At 71.3% G+C, this 15,757-nt stretch carries 14 protein-coding genes; 5 read left to right on the forward strand and 9 right to left on the reverse strand.

All coding sequences use genetic code 11. The features are described from left to right. Nucleotides 1-72 precede the first annotated feature (72 nt). From ACFYRY_RS21595 to ACFYRY_RS21625, 7 genes are all read right to left on the reverse strand, one after another. Nucleotides 73-3,207: a sacsin N-terminal ATP-binding-like domain-containing protein gene (locus ACFYRY_RS21595; RefSeq protein ID WP_389147774.1), complete on the reverse strand. Its 3,135-nt coding sequence runs from the start codon at nucleotides 3,205-3,207 to the stop codon at nucleotides 73-75. Nucleotides 3,208-3,283: 76 nt separating this feature from the next. Continuing rightward, nucleotides 3,284-3,463, reverse strand: coding sequence for a DUF397 domain-containing protein (locus ACFYRY_RS21600; RefSeq protein WP_389147777.1), 180 nt, complete (start codon nucleotides 3,461-3,463; stop codon nucleotides 3,284-3,286). A gap of 249 nt (nucleotides 3,464-3,712) precedes the next feature. Then, nucleotides 3,713-4,711 carry an aldo/keto reductase family protein gene (locus tag ACFYRY_RS21605; protein ID WP_389147780.1) on the reverse strand — a complete coding sequence of 333 codons (999 nt, stop codon included), beginning with the start codon at nucleotides 4,709-4,711 and terminating at the stop codon, nucleotides 3,713-3,715. 43 nt (nucleotides 4,712-4,754) lie between these two features. Next, nucleotides 4,755-5,999, reverse strand: coding sequence for an MFS transporter (locus ACFYRY_RS21610; RefSeq protein ID WP_389147782.1), 1,245 nt, complete (start codon nucleotides 5,997-5,999; stop codon nucleotides 4,755-4,757). Nucleotides 6,000-6,132: 133 nt separating this feature from the next. Next, nucleotides 6,133-6,900, reverse strand: coding sequence for an SDR family NAD(P)-dependent oxidoreductase (locus ACFYRY_RS21615; RefSeq protein ID WP_389147785.1), 768 nt, complete (start codon nucleotides 6,898-6,900; stop codon nucleotides 6,133-6,135). A gap of 151 nt (nucleotides 6,901-7,051) precedes the next feature. Further along, on the reverse strand, nucleotides 7,052-7,930 hold the full coding sequence (locus ACFYRY_RS21620) for a helix-turn-helix transcriptional regulator (RefSeq protein ID WP_389147788.1): 879 nt from the start codon (nucleotides 7,928-7,930) through the stop codon (nucleotides 7,052-7,054). Between the two features lie 204 nt (nucleotides 7,931-8,134). Further along, a complete protein-coding gene (locus ACFYRY_RS21625) occupies nucleotides 8,135-9,010 on the reverse strand; it encodes a helix-turn-helix transcriptional regulator (protein WP_389147791.1) in 876 nt (291 codons plus the stop codon). Between the two features lie 251 nt (nucleotides 9,011-9,261). Here ACFYRY_RS21625 and ACFYRY_RS21630 point away from each other — a divergent pair, with 251 nt between their 5' ends. Continuing rightward, complete coding sequence (locus tag ACFYRY_RS21630; RefSeq protein WP_389147794.1) at nucleotides 9,262-10,041, forward strand: alpha/beta hydrolase; 780 nt, start codon at nucleotides 9,262-9,264, stop codon at nucleotides 10,039-10,041. Nucleotides 10,042-10,342: 301 nt separating this feature from the next. On the opposite strand, the gene ACFYRY_RS21635 is transcribed toward ACFYRY_RS21630, so the two are convergent. Beyond that, the gene (locus ACFYRY_RS21635; RefSeq protein ID WP_389147796.1) at nucleotides 10,343-11,269 is read right to left on the reverse strand and encodes a DUF3027 domain-containing protein; all 927 of its coding nucleotides are present in this window, start codon (nucleotides 11,267-11,269) and stop codon (nucleotides 10,343-10,345) included. Between the two features lie 269 nt (nucleotides 11,270-11,538). Between ACFYRY_RS21635 and ACFYRY_RS21640 the strand changes: the two genes are divergently transcribed. From ACFYRY_RS21640 to ACFYRY_RS21655, 4 genes are all read left to right on the forward strand, one after another. After that, nucleotides 11,539-12,972: an MFS transporter gene (locus tag ACFYRY_RS21640; protein ID WP_389147799.1), complete on the forward strand. Its 1,434-nt coding sequence runs from the start codon at nucleotides 11,539-11,541 to the stop codon at nucleotides 12,970-12,972. Between the two features lie 85 nt (nucleotides 12,973-13,057). After that, entirely contained in the window at nucleotides 13,058-13,552 is a 495-nt protein-coding gene (locus ACFYRY_RS21645) for a hypothetical protein (RefSeq protein WP_389147802.1), read from the forward strand. 19 nt (nucleotides 13,553-13,571) lie between these two features. Beyond that, entirely contained in the window at nucleotides 13,572-14,285 is a 714-nt protein-coding gene (locus tag ACFYRY_RS21650; RefSeq protein ID WP_389147804.1) for a futalosine hydrolase, read from the forward strand. Next, nucleotides 14,269-15,141: a 1,4-dihydroxy-6-naphthoate synthase gene (locus ACFYRY_RS21655; RefSeq protein WP_389147807.1), complete on the forward strand. Its 873-nt coding sequence runs from the start codon at nucleotides 14,269-14,271 to the stop codon at nucleotides 15,139-15,141. The genes ACFYRY_RS21650 and ACFYRY_RS21655 overlap by 17 nt, the downstream gene beginning before the upstream one ends. Nucleotides 15,142-15,216: 75 nt before the next feature. Here ACFYRY_RS21655 and ACFYRY_RS21660 read toward each other — a convergent pair whose 3' ends face one another. Then, nucleotides 15,217-15,600 carry a cold-shock protein gene (locus ACFYRY_RS21660; protein ID WP_389147810.1) on the reverse strand — a complete coding sequence of 128 codons (384 nt, stop codon included), beginning with the start codon at nucleotides 15,598-15,600 and terminating at the stop codon, nucleotides 15,217-15,219. Nucleotides 15,601-15,757: the final 157 nt, after the last annotated feature.

Below are 15,757 nucleotides of genomic sequence, written 5' to 3' on the forward strand. Positions count from 1 at the left end.
CCGCGAAAGAAGGTCGCTCCGCCGGAACCAGGGCCTTCCGGCGAAGCGGCCGTCCCGCTCAATCGGCCAGGCTCAGTCGAACCAGCGGTCCCGCGCCAGCTCCCCCGTCCGTGACGGGTCCTCCAGCAGTGCCGCCACTTCGAACCGCCGGGGCCACTGGCCCGCCGCCCAGGCGAGGCCGGCGGCCACGCCTTCCAGGGTCGCCGCGTGCAGAGTGCCGTCCGTCGTCAGGCGCCAGTCCAAGTCGATCCCGGACACGACGAGTTCCTCGTGTTCGACGTAGGTCGAGGGGGTGCGGGCGCCCAGGAGGACCCGTACCGGCTCCGGGACCTCGTGCTCGGTGCCCTTGGAGTCGACCTCGCCGGTGACGGACTCGCTCAGGCGTCGCACCTGGAACAGTTCCGCCAACTCGGCGGCCCGGGCCGGGCGTACGGGCAGGAGCGGGACGCCCTCCGTGAAGGGCAGCAGGTCGGGTGAGTCGACGACCACGGCGTCGGCGGCGTCCACGACCTCGACCCGTCCGTCGATCACGGCCCGCAACTCGTCCGGGAGGGTGACCTGTTCGGGGTCCAGGTCCGCCAGGGCGCTGTAGAGGGCGTGCAGTTGGGCGCCGGTGACCTCACGGTCCGGGTCGGCGAGGCGGTGCAGCAGTTCGGCGGCGCCGCCGGGCTCCTCCAGCAGGGCGGCGACCGACGTACGGACGCCCAGCGCCCGCAGTACCTGTTCGTCGTCAAAGCCGGTCGCGTCGGCCTCGTCGTAGAGCCCGCGCAGGAGGGGGTCACCGCCGGCGGCCAGCAGACCGGCGGGGCGACGGCCGTCGAGGACGGGGTTCCCGCGCAACCACCAGGCCGTGTAGGGCCGTACGACCTCGTGCGTGCCGTCGGGCAGCAGGATCCGCACGGGCTGGACGAGGGCGTCACGCAGCGGGGGCTGCGACAGCAGGGCCAGCGCCTGGGGCCACTTGTCCTCGTCCACCAGATCCAGATCCCGTACGGCGACCAGCTCCGTGGCGACCGGCGGTACGGGCGTGTCCGGGAACCGGTCGAGGATGTCCTCGCACCACACGTCCACGGCGTCCAGCAGACCGGGGTCGTCGGGTTCGGCGAAGTCCCCTTCGCGGGGCTCCAGTTCGTCGGGGTCCAGGACGACGTCGGTGGCGCGGACGAGGGCGAAGGTGGCGAGCACCCCGCAGGCGGCCAACGGCTGCTCGCCCCACTTCTCGGCCAACTCCGCTTCCACGGTGGCGAGTTCGTCCTCGCGCATCACCTGGTGGAAGGGGCTGCCGGGCAGTACGAGCTCGCCCGCGGGAGCGAGTTCGCCGTCCTCGTCGGGCAGCGCGAGGGCGCCGAGCCAGGGTTCGTCGCCGGGCTCCAGGCCCGCCTCCCGTACGAGTGCGAGGACCGTGTCGGCCAGTTCCTCGGCGTCGGGTGCGGCCTGCTCCCAGTCCAGCCCGCCGTCGTCGTCGAGGGAGGCGGCTACGGCGGCCCGGACCTGCGGGGTGGTCAGCACCGCGCGCGGCGTCGCAGGCAGGGCGCCGAGCTTCTCCAGGAGCGGGTGGGCGGCGTCCGGGTGGGCCACCTTGAGGCCGAGCCGGGCCAGGATCTCGGGGTCGACGGGGGCGCCGTCGGAGGTGGGCAGCAGGACCTGCCGGGGCCCGATCGTCGTCCTCCCGTCGGCGAGCGGCACGGGCAGCCCGGACAGCCGGTCAGGGTCCACGCCCGCCAGGCTGTCGTAGAGCCGCCGCCACCAGTCCGGGGCCTTCTCCAGCCCGGCCAGCCGGTCCACGGCGTCCGTCAGCGGGACCCGGGCGACACCCAACGTCCGCAGCTCTACGCGTCGTTCGAGCCCGGCGGGGAGGATGGTGGGCAGCACCTCGGCGAGGACCCGCACGGTCTCGGCGCCCGCGCCCTCCACCACCTCGGCGTCGCGGGGCCGCAGCGCCTCCGGCAGCGCGTCGTCGTCGGAGTCCTGTGCCGAACGCTCTGCGGCGGGCGGCAGGAAGGCGGTACGCGGCAGCCGCTCCAGGATCGCCTGCCGCAGCGCCCCGTCCAGCTCCCCCTTGCCCAGCGGGCCGGGCACCAGGTCGATGACGCCGGCGGTCACCGGCCGCCAGCCGGCGAGGAGTCCGGCGTACGCGTCCGCCGCGCGCTGCACCAGGAAGTCGGTCAGCGGGCCGGGGGCCGCGTGCCGGCGGGTGGTGTCCAGCGGGAAGGACGCGATGAGCAGGGCGGGCACCCCGAGGGGCTCGTCGCTGGGGGTGGGGGCGTGTACGACGGGGCTGGTGCGGGGGCGGTCCGGGGCGCCGTCCTCGTCGACGGGCACGGCCCAGGTGACCGACCAGTGCGGCCGCAGTCGCTCCTCCACGGGGCGGTCGGCGAGCAGGTCGGGGGTGAGCGGGCCGTGCGCGGCGGCCGTGTGCCACCGGGTCGTACCGTCCCGCGAGTCCGCTACGACGGTGAAGGCGCCGTCGGTGTGACGGCTCAGGGTGCGCGGGGCGTGGTCGCCGCTCTCGATCACGACCTCCGCCAGCCCCGGCAGGGCCAGCAGCAGGGCGTCGTCCACGCTGTTCAGCAGGCGTTCGGCGAGGTCGGCGGCGGCCGGGTCGCGCAGCGGCAGGATGACGGCGGTGTCGTACGGGTCGGGGGCGGCGCCCTCGGCGGGGAACGGGAGCCGCAGCAGGGGTACGTGTCCGTCCCGCCGGCGGACCTCGTCCCCCAGCCCCGGGCTGTGCCGGGCGACGTCGGCGGCCAGCTCCCGGGCCTCGGCGAGGGACCAGCGGACACCGCCGTGCCGGCCCACGACCGCGGGCTCGTCGGTGACGGACAGAACGGCGGCGAAGCCGACGCCGAAGCGGCCGATGGTGGACTCGTCGGTGCCGCGTTTGGCGGAGGCACGGAGCGTGGCCAGCGACTCGACACCGGCCGCGTCCAGGGCGGCGCCGGTGTTCGCGGCGACCAGGACACCGTCGCGGAGGGTGAGCCGGAGCCTGCCCGGGACACCCGCCCGGGCCGCGGCGTCGGCGGCGTTCTGAGCGAGCTCCACGACGAGCCGGTCCCGGTAGCCACCGAGGGCGAGGTCCTCCTCGGCGTTGGCGTCCTCACGGAACCGGGCGGGGCTGGTGGCCCAGGCGTCGAGTACTCCGCGCCGAAGACGGGCCGTCCCGAACGGATCGGCACCCTCGGCTGCGGGCCGCACGAACTTGCTCACGGTCACACTCTCCTCATCGGCGTGATGATGAAGGTACCGCCCATCGACCGAGGAGCAGGAAGCGGACCGTCCGGTGTCAGCCCCTGGCGGCGTACACCACGAAGCCCGACCAGGCCTGTGGCGCGAGCGCGAGCCGGGGGCCGTCGGTGTGCTTGGAGTCGCGGACGTGGATGGTGTGGGGGGTGGCGGCGATCTCGACGCAGGAGTCACCGTCCGGGCCGCTGCTGTGGCTGCTCTTGGACCAGTCCAGGGCCACCTCTACGCAGGAGTCGCCCTCGCTGCTGCTGCCAACTCGGCTGGATTTGGGACGGGTTGTCGGCCTTACGCTCAGCGCGGCATCACCCAGACGACCGCAGACCCCAGACGACCGCAGACAGGCGACGGCCCCCGGCCGGGACTAGCGATCCCGATCGAGGGCCTGACCACCGAGGAATTTTCCCGCTCACTGCCCGTGTGCATGTGCCGACCTCAGGGTCCGACCCAGGTGGGGCCGGCAGGCAGTCGGTCAGCGGTGCTTGATACCGGGTTGGGCGTTGGGAGCAAGGGTTGGCCTGGTGATCGGGACGCCGCCGAGGGCCTCGTCGGCGGCGGCCAGCAGGTCGTCGGAGAGGTTCACCCCGGAGGCGGCGGCATTGGCGTGAACTTGCTCGGGGCGAGAGGCGCCGGTGATGGCGGAGGCGACCTCGGTGCGGCGCAGGACCCAGGCGAGGGCGAGAGTGGGCATGCTCATCCCCGCCTGTTCGGCAATCAGGACGAGACGCTGGACTGCTTCGAGGGCGGCGTCGCTGTAGACCAGGTCCTTGGAGACGGCCATGTCGGCGGAGGCGAACCTGCTGCCCTCTGGCACGGGCTGTCCGGGCTTGTACTTGCCGGTGAGGACTCCCTGGGCAAGCGGGGACCAGACGATCTGGGAGATGCCGTTCACGGCGCACAGACCGAAGACCTCGGCCTCGGGGGCCCGCCACAGCATGGAGTACTGCGGCTGGGAGGAGACGAACAGCTCGGCGCCGGCGATGTCGATCGCGGCCCGGATCTGCTCGGGGGTCCACTCGCTGAAGCCGATGTAGCGGGCCTTGCCCTGCTCGACCACCTTCTGGAACGCCTCGATCGTGTCCTCGATCGGCACGGCGGGGTCGAAGCGGTGCGCCTGGTACAGGTCGACATGGTCGGTTTGCAGGCGAGTGAGGGAGGCGTCGATCTGCTTGGCGATCTGGTCCGGCGACAGGCCCTGGTCGGCCGGGTCGTCGGACATCCGGCCCCAGACCTTGGTGGCCAGAATGTAGGAGTCACGGGGGTGGGTGGAGAGGATCTCGCCCCAGGCCGTCTCCGCGGCTCCTTGGCCATAGACATTGGCGGTGTCGAAGAAGTTGATGCCCGCGTCGAACGCCGCCTCGGTGCAGGCGCGGGTCTTGTCGGCCTCGATGCCGCCGGAGTAGGTGAGCCAGGACCCGAGCGAGATCTCCGAGACCTCCAGGTCCGAGCTGCCGAGTGTGCGGTACCTCATGGATGCTCCTTGCTTCTCCGGGGGGTGCTGGTGGTTGGTGTGGTCAGGTGCGTGGTGACTGCCCCGGGCGGGTCCGGTGGGTGACTGCGATGGTGATCGCGGGGATCAGGGTCAGGGCGGCGATGACGGTGCCGACGACGGCCGGGCCCGTAGCTCCGAGGGAGGATTCGAGGGCGAAACCGGCGATCCAGGAGCCGATGGCGGTGCCGAGGTTGAACGCCGACACGGTCAGCGCCGACCCCAGGGTCGGGGCCCGGCCGGCGAAACGGACGCCCAGGGCGATGAGTACGGGATTGGCACCGAGCCCGAACAGTCCCAGCAGGGCCACCAGCGCGATCGTGGGGGCGGCTTGCCCGGACAGCAGGCACAGCCCTGCGAGCAGGACCGTCGTCACCGCGGGGGCGGTGATCGCCGTCAGGTACGGACGACGGTCCCCCAGTCGGCCTCCCACGAGGAAGCCCACCAGGGCGCCGACCCCGAACCCGACCAGGACCAGCGGCACCAGTGCGCCCGCCACATGGGCTCGGTCGGTCAGCAGCGGCAAGATGTAGGTGTAGGTCGACATCACGCCGCCGGTCGTGGTCATGCAGGCTGCCAGGACCAGCCACAGGCGTCCTGAGCGCAGAGCCGACAGCTCGGAACGGATCGAGACCGCTTGGTCGTCCTGGGTGTCATGCGGAACCTGCCGGGCGATGAACACCATGGCAGCGGCCCCCAGGACGGCGAGCGCCCAGAACGGGCCCCGCCAGCCCATCAGCTGTCCGGCGAAGGCGCCCAGGGGTACACCGACGACGTTGGCGAGCATCGCCCCTGCGCCCACGGTGCCCAGGGCCCGGGAACTGGCGGCGGGTCCCGCGGCACGGGTGGCGACCACGTTGCCCACCGCCCAGAACGCTCCGGTCGCCAGAGCGGTCAGAAACCTGGCCGCCAGAATGAGCGCGAAGCCGGAGGCCAGGGCCACGATGACGTGACCGGCCGCGAAGATGCCCAGCGCGAGGAGCAGCGTCCACCGCTTGGGAAGGCGCAACGTCAGCATCGCCATCAGGGGTGCGCCGACGATCATTCCGACGGCGAAGACGGTGATCAGCAGCCCGGCCCGCGCGACGGTGACATGCACGTCACTTGCGATCTCGGGCAGCAGACCGGCCACCACGAACTCGGTCGTGCCCATCAGGAACGTGCCGAGCGCCAGCACGTACACGACGAGCGGAAGCCGGGCGGGCCGGTGCTCGTGTTCAGTGGCCCGGTGGTCTGCGGGGGCGTGGAGGGTTCCTCCTCGCGTTGTCATGCTTCCTCTCTCAGGGGATGTCGAGAACAAGGTGCGGGTCTTGCGGAAACGGGTCCCGGGGTGAGCGCGGGAAGCCGCGCTCAGCGGCTCAGGCGGTACGGCCGGTGTCCCGGCGGTACCGCGCCGCTGGTGACTACTTGACGGTGAAGCCGCCGTCGACGACGAGTGCCTGGCCTGTGGTGAAGGCGGCTCCCGGGCTGGACAACCACAGCACGGCGGAGGCGATCTCCTCGACACTGCCGGAGCGCTTCATGGGGATCTCGTTGATGATTGCCGCCATGTGTTCGGGCGCCTCGGCGATCGCGTTGGCGACCATGGGGGTCTCGGTGACGCCCGGGCAGATCGCGTTGACGCGGATGCCGCGGGTGGCGTACTCCAGAGCGGCACTGCGGGTCAGGCCGATCACGGCGTGCTTGGAGGCGGTGTAGGCGCCCAGTCCCCCGGTACCGACGACGCCGCCCGTGGAGGAGCAGTTGACGATCGCTCCGTCGCCCTGCTCGCGCATCTGGCGCAGCTCGTGCTTCATGCAGTTCCAGACACCGCGGAGGTTGACCGCGATCACGCGGTCGAAGTCGTCGCCGTCGGCGTCCGCCATCTCGCTGACCGGGGCCTGGATGCCGGCGTTGTTGTAGGCCACGTCCAGACTGCCGAACGCCTTCACCGTCTCGTCGACGGCCTGGGCCACGTCGGATTCGTCGGCCACGTCGCAGCGGAGGGCGATCGCCCGGTGTCCGGCCGCCGTCAGCTGCTCGGCCGCAGCCTGGACGGCGTCCAGGTCACGGTCGGCGAGCGCGACCGCGGCGCCCGCCTCTGCGAACGCCTTGGCGGCGGCCAGGCCGAGGCCCGAGCCGGCACCGGTGACGAGGGCAGCCTTGTTGTCGAAAGAGAAGTTGATCGTCATGTCCTTGGGTTTCTGAGAAGGGGTGAACAGGGCAGGGGTGGTGGGCGTCGGTCGTACAGTGCGCGGACGCCGGAGCAGCGGACGCCGGAGCAGGGGGGTATGTGCGGGCGCGCCCTCGTCGCCAAAGGCCGTGGCCCCTGGCGCGCCGGTGTCAGTGTTCGGAGTCGGCCGGCGCGGCGGTCGTTTCCTGGTTCTGGGTGGCGGCCCAGCTGGCCAGGAGTTTCAGTGCGTCGGCGGCTGGGGTGCCGGGTTCGGCGTTGTAGACGGCGATGGACAGTTCGTCGTCGCCGGGCAGGGCCAGCGTTTCGTGGGTGAGTGCCAGCTCGCCCACCGCCGGGTGCAGGAACCTCTTGGTGCCCTTGGTGTAGGTGTGTACGTCCTGCTCGCCCCACATTCCGCGGAAGGCGTCGCTGCGCATGGACAGCTCACCGATCAGGCTGCGCAGTTCCCGGTCGTAGGGGTATTTGGCCGCCTCGACGCGTAGAACACCGACCCCGTTGCGGGCCACCCGCTCCCAGTCGAGGTAGAGGCTCGGGGCGCGCGGGTCGAGGAATACGAACCGGCAGGTGTTGGGCGACTCGGACTCGAAGACCGGGGCGTGCAGGGCACGGGCCAGCGGGTTGGCCGCGAGGATGTCCAGGCGGTTGTTGCGCACATAGGCCGGCTGGTCGTGCAGCCCCTCGATGATCCGCAGCACGCTGGACCGCACAGCCGTTCGCTTGGGGCGATGTCGGACACGCGCGGGGCCGGTGTTGGCAGCGCGGGCCAGGGCGTGCAGGTGGTCACGCTCTGTGTCGTCGAGCCGCAGGGCGTCGCACAGGGCGTCCAGGACACTCTCGGAGACGCCGCTGAGGTTGCCGCGTTCCAGGCGTGTGTAGTACTCGACGCTCATGCTGGCCAGCTGAGCGACCTCGCCGCGGCGAAGGCCGGGTACCCGGCGCTTTCCGTGGGACGGCAGCCCTGCCTGTTCGGGCGTGATCCGGGCGCGGCGCGATTTGAGGAATGCGCTGACTTCGGCCTGCTTGTCCATACGTCCAACCTAGGCAGGAGGTGGATGAAGGTGGGAGTCTCGGCTGTGAGGGGTACTGGGAGAACCCCCCAGGCCGGGCCGCGACGGCAGGCAGGGGAAGCACGGCAGAGGCGTGCTGAGGCAGCCGCGACCCTCAGCAAGGCTCCGGGTGACGGCGGTCATCGTGGACTAGGGGGATCGGGGTGAGCGGCGAGCCGGAAGCGGTCAGCTCTCGGTGTCGTCCTGCGTGACGGCCGTCGACCGGTCCTGGCTGGCGGCCCAGCCCGCCAGCAACTGGAGGGCGTCCGAGGCCGGGGTGCCGGGAGCGGCGCTGTGAATGGTGATGGACAGCCCCTCGTCACCGGGCAGGTCCAGACTCTCGTGGACCAGTTCCATCTCGCCGACGACGGGATGGTGGAATCGCTTGATGCCGTCGGTGAAGGCGTGCACGTCGTGCGCGCCCCACAGGGTGCGGAAGGCGTCACTGCGGGTGGACAGCTCGCCGATCAGGTTGGACAGCTCGCGGTCGTAGGGGCTGTTGGCGACCTCGACCCGCAGCGCCCCCACCGCGTCACGGGCCACGCGCTCCCACTCGGGGAAGAAGCGGGTGGCCCGCGGGTCGAGGAAGGCGTACCGGCACGTGTTGGCCGGCTTCTGCTCCAGCACCTCCCCGTACAGGGCCCGGGACAGGGGGTTGGCCGCCAGGATGTCCATGCGGTTGTTGCGCACGTAGGCCGGCTGGTCGTGCAGTCCGTTGATGATGCGCAGCACGCTGGGCCGCACGGCCGTCTTCTTCGGGCGGCGCACGCGCGCCGGCCGGGCATTGGCCGCACGGGCCAGGGCGTGGAGGTGGTCGCGCTCGGTGTCGTCCAGGCGCAGGGCCTTGGCCAGGGCGTCCAGGACGCTGTCGGAGACACCGCCGAGGTTGCCGCGCTCCAGGCGCGTGTAGTACTCGACGCTCACCCCGGCGAGCATCGCGACCTCGACGCGGCGCAGCCCGGGCACCCGCCGCCGCCCGTACGCCGGCAGGCCCGCCTGCTCGGGGGTGAGCTTGCCACGGCGGGACTTGAGGAACGCGCTGACTTCCGCCCGATTGTCCATGGCTCCAGCGTAGGAAGCCGAAGTGCAGGGTGGGGGTCCCTGCCAGTACCCCTCACAGCGTGAACTCCCACCGGCGGACTAAAGCCGGTTTTCTCTTCATTGCCCCGTATGGGTTCGAGCCTGTAGCGCCCCTTCGGCGGACCTCGGGCACCCATAAATTCTTCCGGTTCCCCGGAACCAGGAGAACTCCGCTCACGGCACCGCACCCCACTCCCCCCGCCGTTGCCCCCACTCCGCGAGAAGGAATCACAGTGAAGGTTGAAAACAAGACGATCGATGGTGTCTTCATCGAGCATGTCCCATCGGAAGGCAGCCCGTCCGGTCCGCCCATCGTCTTCGTTCATGGCGGTCTACAGGGCAGTTGGGCGTGGGAGAACTACCTGCCCTACTTCGCCGCCGCCGGCCACGACTCTTACGCGTTCAGCTGGTTCAACCACCGCGGGTCCCAGGACCTGCCGGAAGACCAGTTCACGCTCCGCTCCATGGCCGACACCGTGGAAGAGCTGGAGACCGTGGTCGACCACATCGGGCACGCGCCGATTCTCATCACTCACAGCATGGGTGCGCTGGTCGGACTGAAGTACGCAGAGAAGCACCCCGTCCTTGCGCAGGTCCACATCACCCCTGCCATCAGCGCCGAAGTGGGCCTCCACCCCAACACCGCGATCGACCTCACGCAGCCGACCGACATCCCCGATTTCGAGACCGCGTGGCAGACGGTGTTCGAGGGCAGCCCGGAAGACGACGCCCGCCGCTACTACGCTCTGCTGTGCAGGGAGTCGGCCATGGCCATCAAGGAAACGCTGTCGACCTCGCTCCGAGTGGACCGCACCCGCATCGACGGACCCTCGCTGGTGATCGCAGCGGAGAACGACGTGATCGTCCCCGCCGAAGCCATCCGCCGCAGCGCCGCCCACTTCGGCTCCGACTACCTCTTCGTCCGAGGACGCTCCCACAACGTCCTCCTCGAGCCGGGCTGGCGCGAGACCGCGGAGCGCATCAACACCTGGCTCGACCGCCACACCTGGTAAGCGCGTTCCGCTCCCCAACGGCGGTTGGCCGCTACCCTGCGGGCCACCTACCGCGCTCAGCCGCCAACTAGCGCGCTCAGGCGCCAGCCCCTGGACGTCTCGGACGCCGACCGCGAGCGCATCGCGTCCTGCGACGATCTGGACACCCTGAGGCAATGGTTCGACCGAGCCATCACCGCACCGTCCAGGGAAGAGATCTTCACGGACGAGCCGGACGAGCCGGACCCGCAGCCGTAGCCGTAGCCGTGGCCGTAGCGAAGGCGACCGGCACGGACCCCGAGTCCGGAGCCGGCCGCAGCGCCTACGAGTGCCCCAACTCCGCCGCATCCTCGTCGAAGACCCCCGGCACGGAACCCGAGTCCGAGGCCGGGCGCAGGGGGAACGGGTCCACCGTCGTCTCGTCGATCACCGGCGGGGCGGGCCGTGGCGGTGTCGGCATGACCGCTGCCTCCGAGTGTCCTCCGCAGCCGTAGGCCAGGGACACCAGGCGGCCGTCGGCCGGGGAGAACTCGTTGGCGCAGACTCCGAAGGCCTGCCCCAGGGACCCTCCGACCGGGACGAGGAACCCGCAGCTGACGCACGACGCGGGCGCCGCCTGCGCCATCGGCGTCTTGGCGCCGTGCGCCTCCTCCCAGCGGTCGGCCGCGATGTGCAGGCCGTACCGGGACAGCACCCGGGCCCGCCGCATGCCGAGTTCCTCGGCGACCGCGGCGATGGAACCGCGGGCGGGGACGGCGGGAAGACCGGCCGGGGTGCTCCCGGTGACCTCCGCGTCCTCCGCCTCCGCCAGCTCGGCGAGTTCCTCCCAGACGGGGCCGTTGGGCAGCGGCTCGTCGTCGCCGGAGTAGCCGGGCTCCAGACGCAGGTCCTCGGCGTCCGTCGGGAGCAGGTCGCCGGGGCCCATGTCGCCCGGCCGCAGACGCTCGCTCCACGGCACCCACTCCGGCGCCAGCAGGGCGTCCGGCCCCGGCAGCAGGACCACCTCGTCCAGCGTGACGATCTTCGCGCGGGAGGCGCGGGCGACCGTGACGGCCCAGCGCCAGCCCCGGTACCCGAGTTCCTTGCACTCGAAGAAGTGCGTGACGACCCGGTCACCCTCGGACATCAGGCCCGAGTGCTCGCCGACCACGCCTGGCGCGGCGGCCTCCTCGGCGGCGGTGCGTGCGAGGTCGACGGCCTCGGCGCACAGGCGGTCGGGGGTGCGGCTTCGCGTGGTCGCTGCGCTCACAGGTATCGCTTCTCTCCTACGCCGTCTCTCGGGTGCGTCTGCCTGTCGGCGACGGGGCGGACGGAGCGGACCCGGGGACCGCGTCAACGTCCACGCCCGCTCACGCTCGGGCGCACCTGTACCACCCATTCTGCGGGATGGCTGAGATACGCACGCTACCTGTTCGTCGCCGGTTGGCCTACACCGACGGGACTGTTCACCGTCAGAAGTGCGCGTCCATACGCGCGGTAACTGCACTACGCGGGGCTTTCTCGGGGCACTATGACGGGGTGGCAGCCGCGAAGTCGCCCCAAGGTGCCACCGGGGTCGGTGGGTCCAAAGGGATCAGGGGGAGCAGTCGAGGCAGCGGATCGGGCCGCGTGGGCGGCGCTCTCCGCTCGATCGGTCATGCCCTGCACCGCCCGGTGACCGGACCCGCCCGCGGCATCCGCAAGGTGACCCACGCGCACGGGGCCGGCGAGTCCGGGCTCGGCAAACTCATCGAACTTCACGGCGTGAACGGCGCCGGGGACGTGATGATCACGGTCGCGCTCGCCTCCACCGTGTTCTTCTCCGTCCCCACCGACGAGGCGCGGGGCCGGGTCGCGCTGTACCTCGCGATCACCATGGCGCCCTTCACGATCCTCGCCCCGGTGATCGGCCCGCTCCTCGACCGTCTCCCGCACGGCCGCCGCGCGGCGATGGCGGGCGCGATGCTCGCGCGGGCGCTGCTCGCGCTGGTCCTGTCCGGCGCGGTGGTCACCGGCAGCATCGAGCTGTATCCGGCGGCGCTCGGCGTGCTGGTCGCGTCGAAGGGGTACGGCGTGGTGCGAAGTGCCGTGGTGCCCCGGCTGCTGCCACCCAAGTTCTCCCTGGTGAAGGCGAACTCCCGGGTCACTCTGGGCGGGCTCCTGGCGACCGGGATCGCCGCGCCGATCGGGGCGGGGCTCCAGGCGATCGGCCCCCGCTGGCCGCTCTACGGCGCCTTCGTGATCTTCGTCGCGGGGACGTTCCTGTCCTTCTCCCTGCCGCCGAAGGTGGACTCGGCCAAGGGCGAGGACGTGGCGCTGCTCGCCGCGGACGAGGACCATCTGCACGGGCCGCACCTGAAGCCGGTGAAGCGGCCCGGGCTGCGCACGGTCGGTATCGCGGTCACCCACGCCCTCGGCGCCAACGCCGCCCTGCGCTGTCTCTCCGGCTTCCTGATCTTCTTCCTGGCGTTCCTGCTGCGGGAGCATCCGCTGACCGGTGAGAGCGCCGCGGTGTCGCTGGGCATAGTGGGCGTCGCGGCGGGGACGGGAAACGCGCTCGGTACGGCGGTCGGGGCGTGGCTGCGGTCGCGGGCGCCGGAGATCATCATCGTGACGGTGGTGGCGTTCGTGCTCGGGGTGGCGATCACGGCGGCGATCTTCTTCGGGGCGTTCCTGGTGGCGTGTCTGGCGGCGGTCGCCGGGTTCGCGCAGGCCCTCGCCAAGCTGTCGCTGGACGCGCTGATCCAGCGGGACGTGCCCGAGCAGGTGCGTACGTCGGCGTTCGCGCGCTCCGAGACGCTGCTTCAGGTGTCCTGGGTGTTCGGCGGCGCGGTCGGGATCGTGATGCCTCTCAACGGCACGCTGGGGCTCTTCGTCGGCGCCGCTTTCGTCGCCGTCGGCTGGCTGACCACGGTCCGTGGCCTGCTGAGCTCGGCCCGCCACGGAGGACCGGCGAGGCCGAGGGTGGCGTAGGGCCCTTCCCTTCCGGGGGCACCGACCCGCGCCGCGTCGTACCCCGCGTACGGGAGTGTGGGGGCCTGCCCGATAGCCTTCGCCCATGACCACGATGCAATCCGCTGTGCGACGCCGCCGCGCCGTCGCCGCCGCCGGCGCCGTATCCGCCGGACTGCTCGTCCTGTCGGCCTGTGACAAGCCGACACCGCGCACCACCGTCACGGTCGGCGGGAGCTCGGTGAGCGCCGAGGCCAAGTGCTACGACGACGGCAAGAACCTCGGCCGCCAAGAGGCCACCAAGTGCGCGCTGAAGAAGTCGTCGGACTCGATCGAGGTGCCGCAGAGCGAGACCCTGCGCATCGGCGTCGACCCGAAGATCGCGGACACCGGCTGGGCCCTGTGGATCAACGGCCAGCAGGTCACCAGCGTGTACAAGAAGACGTACTACTCCTTCCAGGGCGTCGACCTGTTCGCCGACCAGCAGGGGCAGGCCGCGCCGAAGACGCTGTACATCAGCGTCGTCCAGCAGAACAAGGCCGCCGAGAGCACCGACTTCAAGGGTGTGTGGAACTTCAAGCTGGAGAACGCGGACGCCTGACCGGCGCCCGCACCCCGTCATGCGTGTCCTCGTAGCCACCGCCGTCCCGGCCGAACGGGACGCGGTGGCCCACGCGTTCCCGGGGACCGCCCGGGAGGTGCGGCTGCCCGGGGCGGTCGCGCACCGGCTGCCCGGCGGGTACGACCTCCTCGCCGCCGGTGTCGGCCCCGCCCTCGCCGCCGCCTCCACCGCCGCCGCGCTCACCGCGGCCGCCCTCGAGGGCGCCCCCTACGACCTGGTCGTCTCCGCCGGGATCGCCGGTGGTTTCGCACCGCACGCGCCCGTCGGCTCGCTGGTCGTCGCCGACGAGATCACCGCGGCAGACTTGGGCGCCGAGACGGCCGACGGGTTCGTGCCGGTGACCGAGCTGGGCTTCGGCACCGTCACCCACCGTCCACCGGAATCACTCGTACGGGAGGTCGTGTCGGCGACCGGGGCACGCGCCGGCACCGTCCTGACCGTGTCGACCGTGACCGGGACCGCCGCCGGGGCCGCCGCGCTGCGGGACCGCCATCCCCACGCGCTGGCCGAGGCCATGGAGGGCTTCGGGGTCGCCGAGGCCGCCGCCGCCCACGGGGTGCCGGTGCTGGAGCTGCGCGCGGTGTCCAACCCGGTCGGTCCGCGCGACCGGGCCGCCTGGCGTATCGGCGACGCGCTGACAGCCCTCACGGCGGGCTTCGGGAAGCTAGCGCCGGTACTGGAGAGTTGGAATGCACATGAGCCCCCTCACTGAGCCCGTGAAGATCACCGAGCCCCTGAAGATCGCCTACTCCCCCTGCCCCAACGACACCTTCGTCTTCGACGCGCTCGCCCACGGCCGGGTGCCGGGTGCGCCCGCGTTCGACGTGACCTTCGCGGACATCGACATCACCAACGGCATGGCCGAGCGCGGCGAGTTCGACGCGCTGAAGGTGTCGTACGCGGTGCTGCCGTACGTCCTCGACGAGTACGCCCTGCTGCCCTGCGGGGGCGCGCTGGGCCGGGGCTGCGGCCCGCTGGTGCTGACCCGGGAGGCGGGCGTCGACCTGACCGGCCGGACGGTCGCGGTGCCCAGCGAGAGGTCGACGGCGTATCTGCTGTTCCGGCTGTGGGCCGCCGACACCATCCGGGGCGGGGTCGGCGAGATCGTGGTCATGCAGTTCCACGAGATCATGCCCGCCGTGCGGGACGGGAAGGTCGACGCGGGACTCGTCATCCACGAGGCGCGCTTCACGTACCAGAACTACGGGCTGCACAAGCTCGCGGACATGGGCGCCCACTGGGAGGCGACGACCGGGCTGCCGATCCCGCTGGGCGCGATCATCGCGAAGCGGTCGCTGGGGGCGGAACAGCTGACGCTGCTGGCCGATTCCATTCGTACGTCGGTCCGGGCGGCCTGGGACGATCCCGAGGCCTCCCGCCCGTATGTGATGGAGCACGCGCAGGAAATGGATCCGGCCGTCGCCGACCAGCACATCGGGCTGTACGTCAACGAGTTCACGGCCGACCTCGGTGAGGACGGCTATGCGGCGATCCGGGGGTTGCTCACCCGCGCGGCGGCCGAGGGACTGGTACCGCCCCTCGGCCCGAACGCGCTCGATTTTCCGTAAACCGCGGGCGCACCCGTCCGGTCGCGGTTTCACACGTCTGACAGACGCGGTTTCACACGTCCGGCAGACGCGGTCTCACACGTCCAACTGGTCGGCGACCGCGCGCAGCAGGCCCGCGATCTTCGCGCCGGAGGCCTTGTCGGGGTAACGGCCCTTCTCCAGCATCGGTGTGATGTTCTCGAGAAGTGTTGTCAGATCCTGGACGATGGACGCGAGTTCGTCCGGTTTCCTGCGCGTGGCGGCCGCGACCGACGGCGTCGGGTCGAGAATCACGACCGAAAGCGCCTGGTCACCGCGTTGTCCGGCGACCACTCCGAACTCCACCCGTTGACCGGGCTTGAGCATCTCGACTCCGGCGGGGAGGACCGAGGAATGGACGAAGACGTCACCGCCGTCGTCGCGGGAGAGAAAGCCGAAGCCCTTCTCGCCGTTGAACCACTTGACCTTGCCGGTAGGCATGCCTGTCCTCGTCCTCGTACTCGTCGGAAAACTGCTCTGAAACGGCTCTGGATAGCACTTGGGCGGGTCGTCGGGACCCGCCGGTACCAAGGCTAATGGTCTCCAAGCCGGTGACAAGACGTCACCGGCTTGTTCCTTCGCGCAGGGAACTACCCTG

Source organism: Streptomyces sp. NPDC005263, assembly GCF_042872365.1.
Classification (GTDB): domain Bacteria; phylum Actinomycetota; class Actinomycetes; order Streptomycetales; family Streptomycetaceae; genus Streptomyces.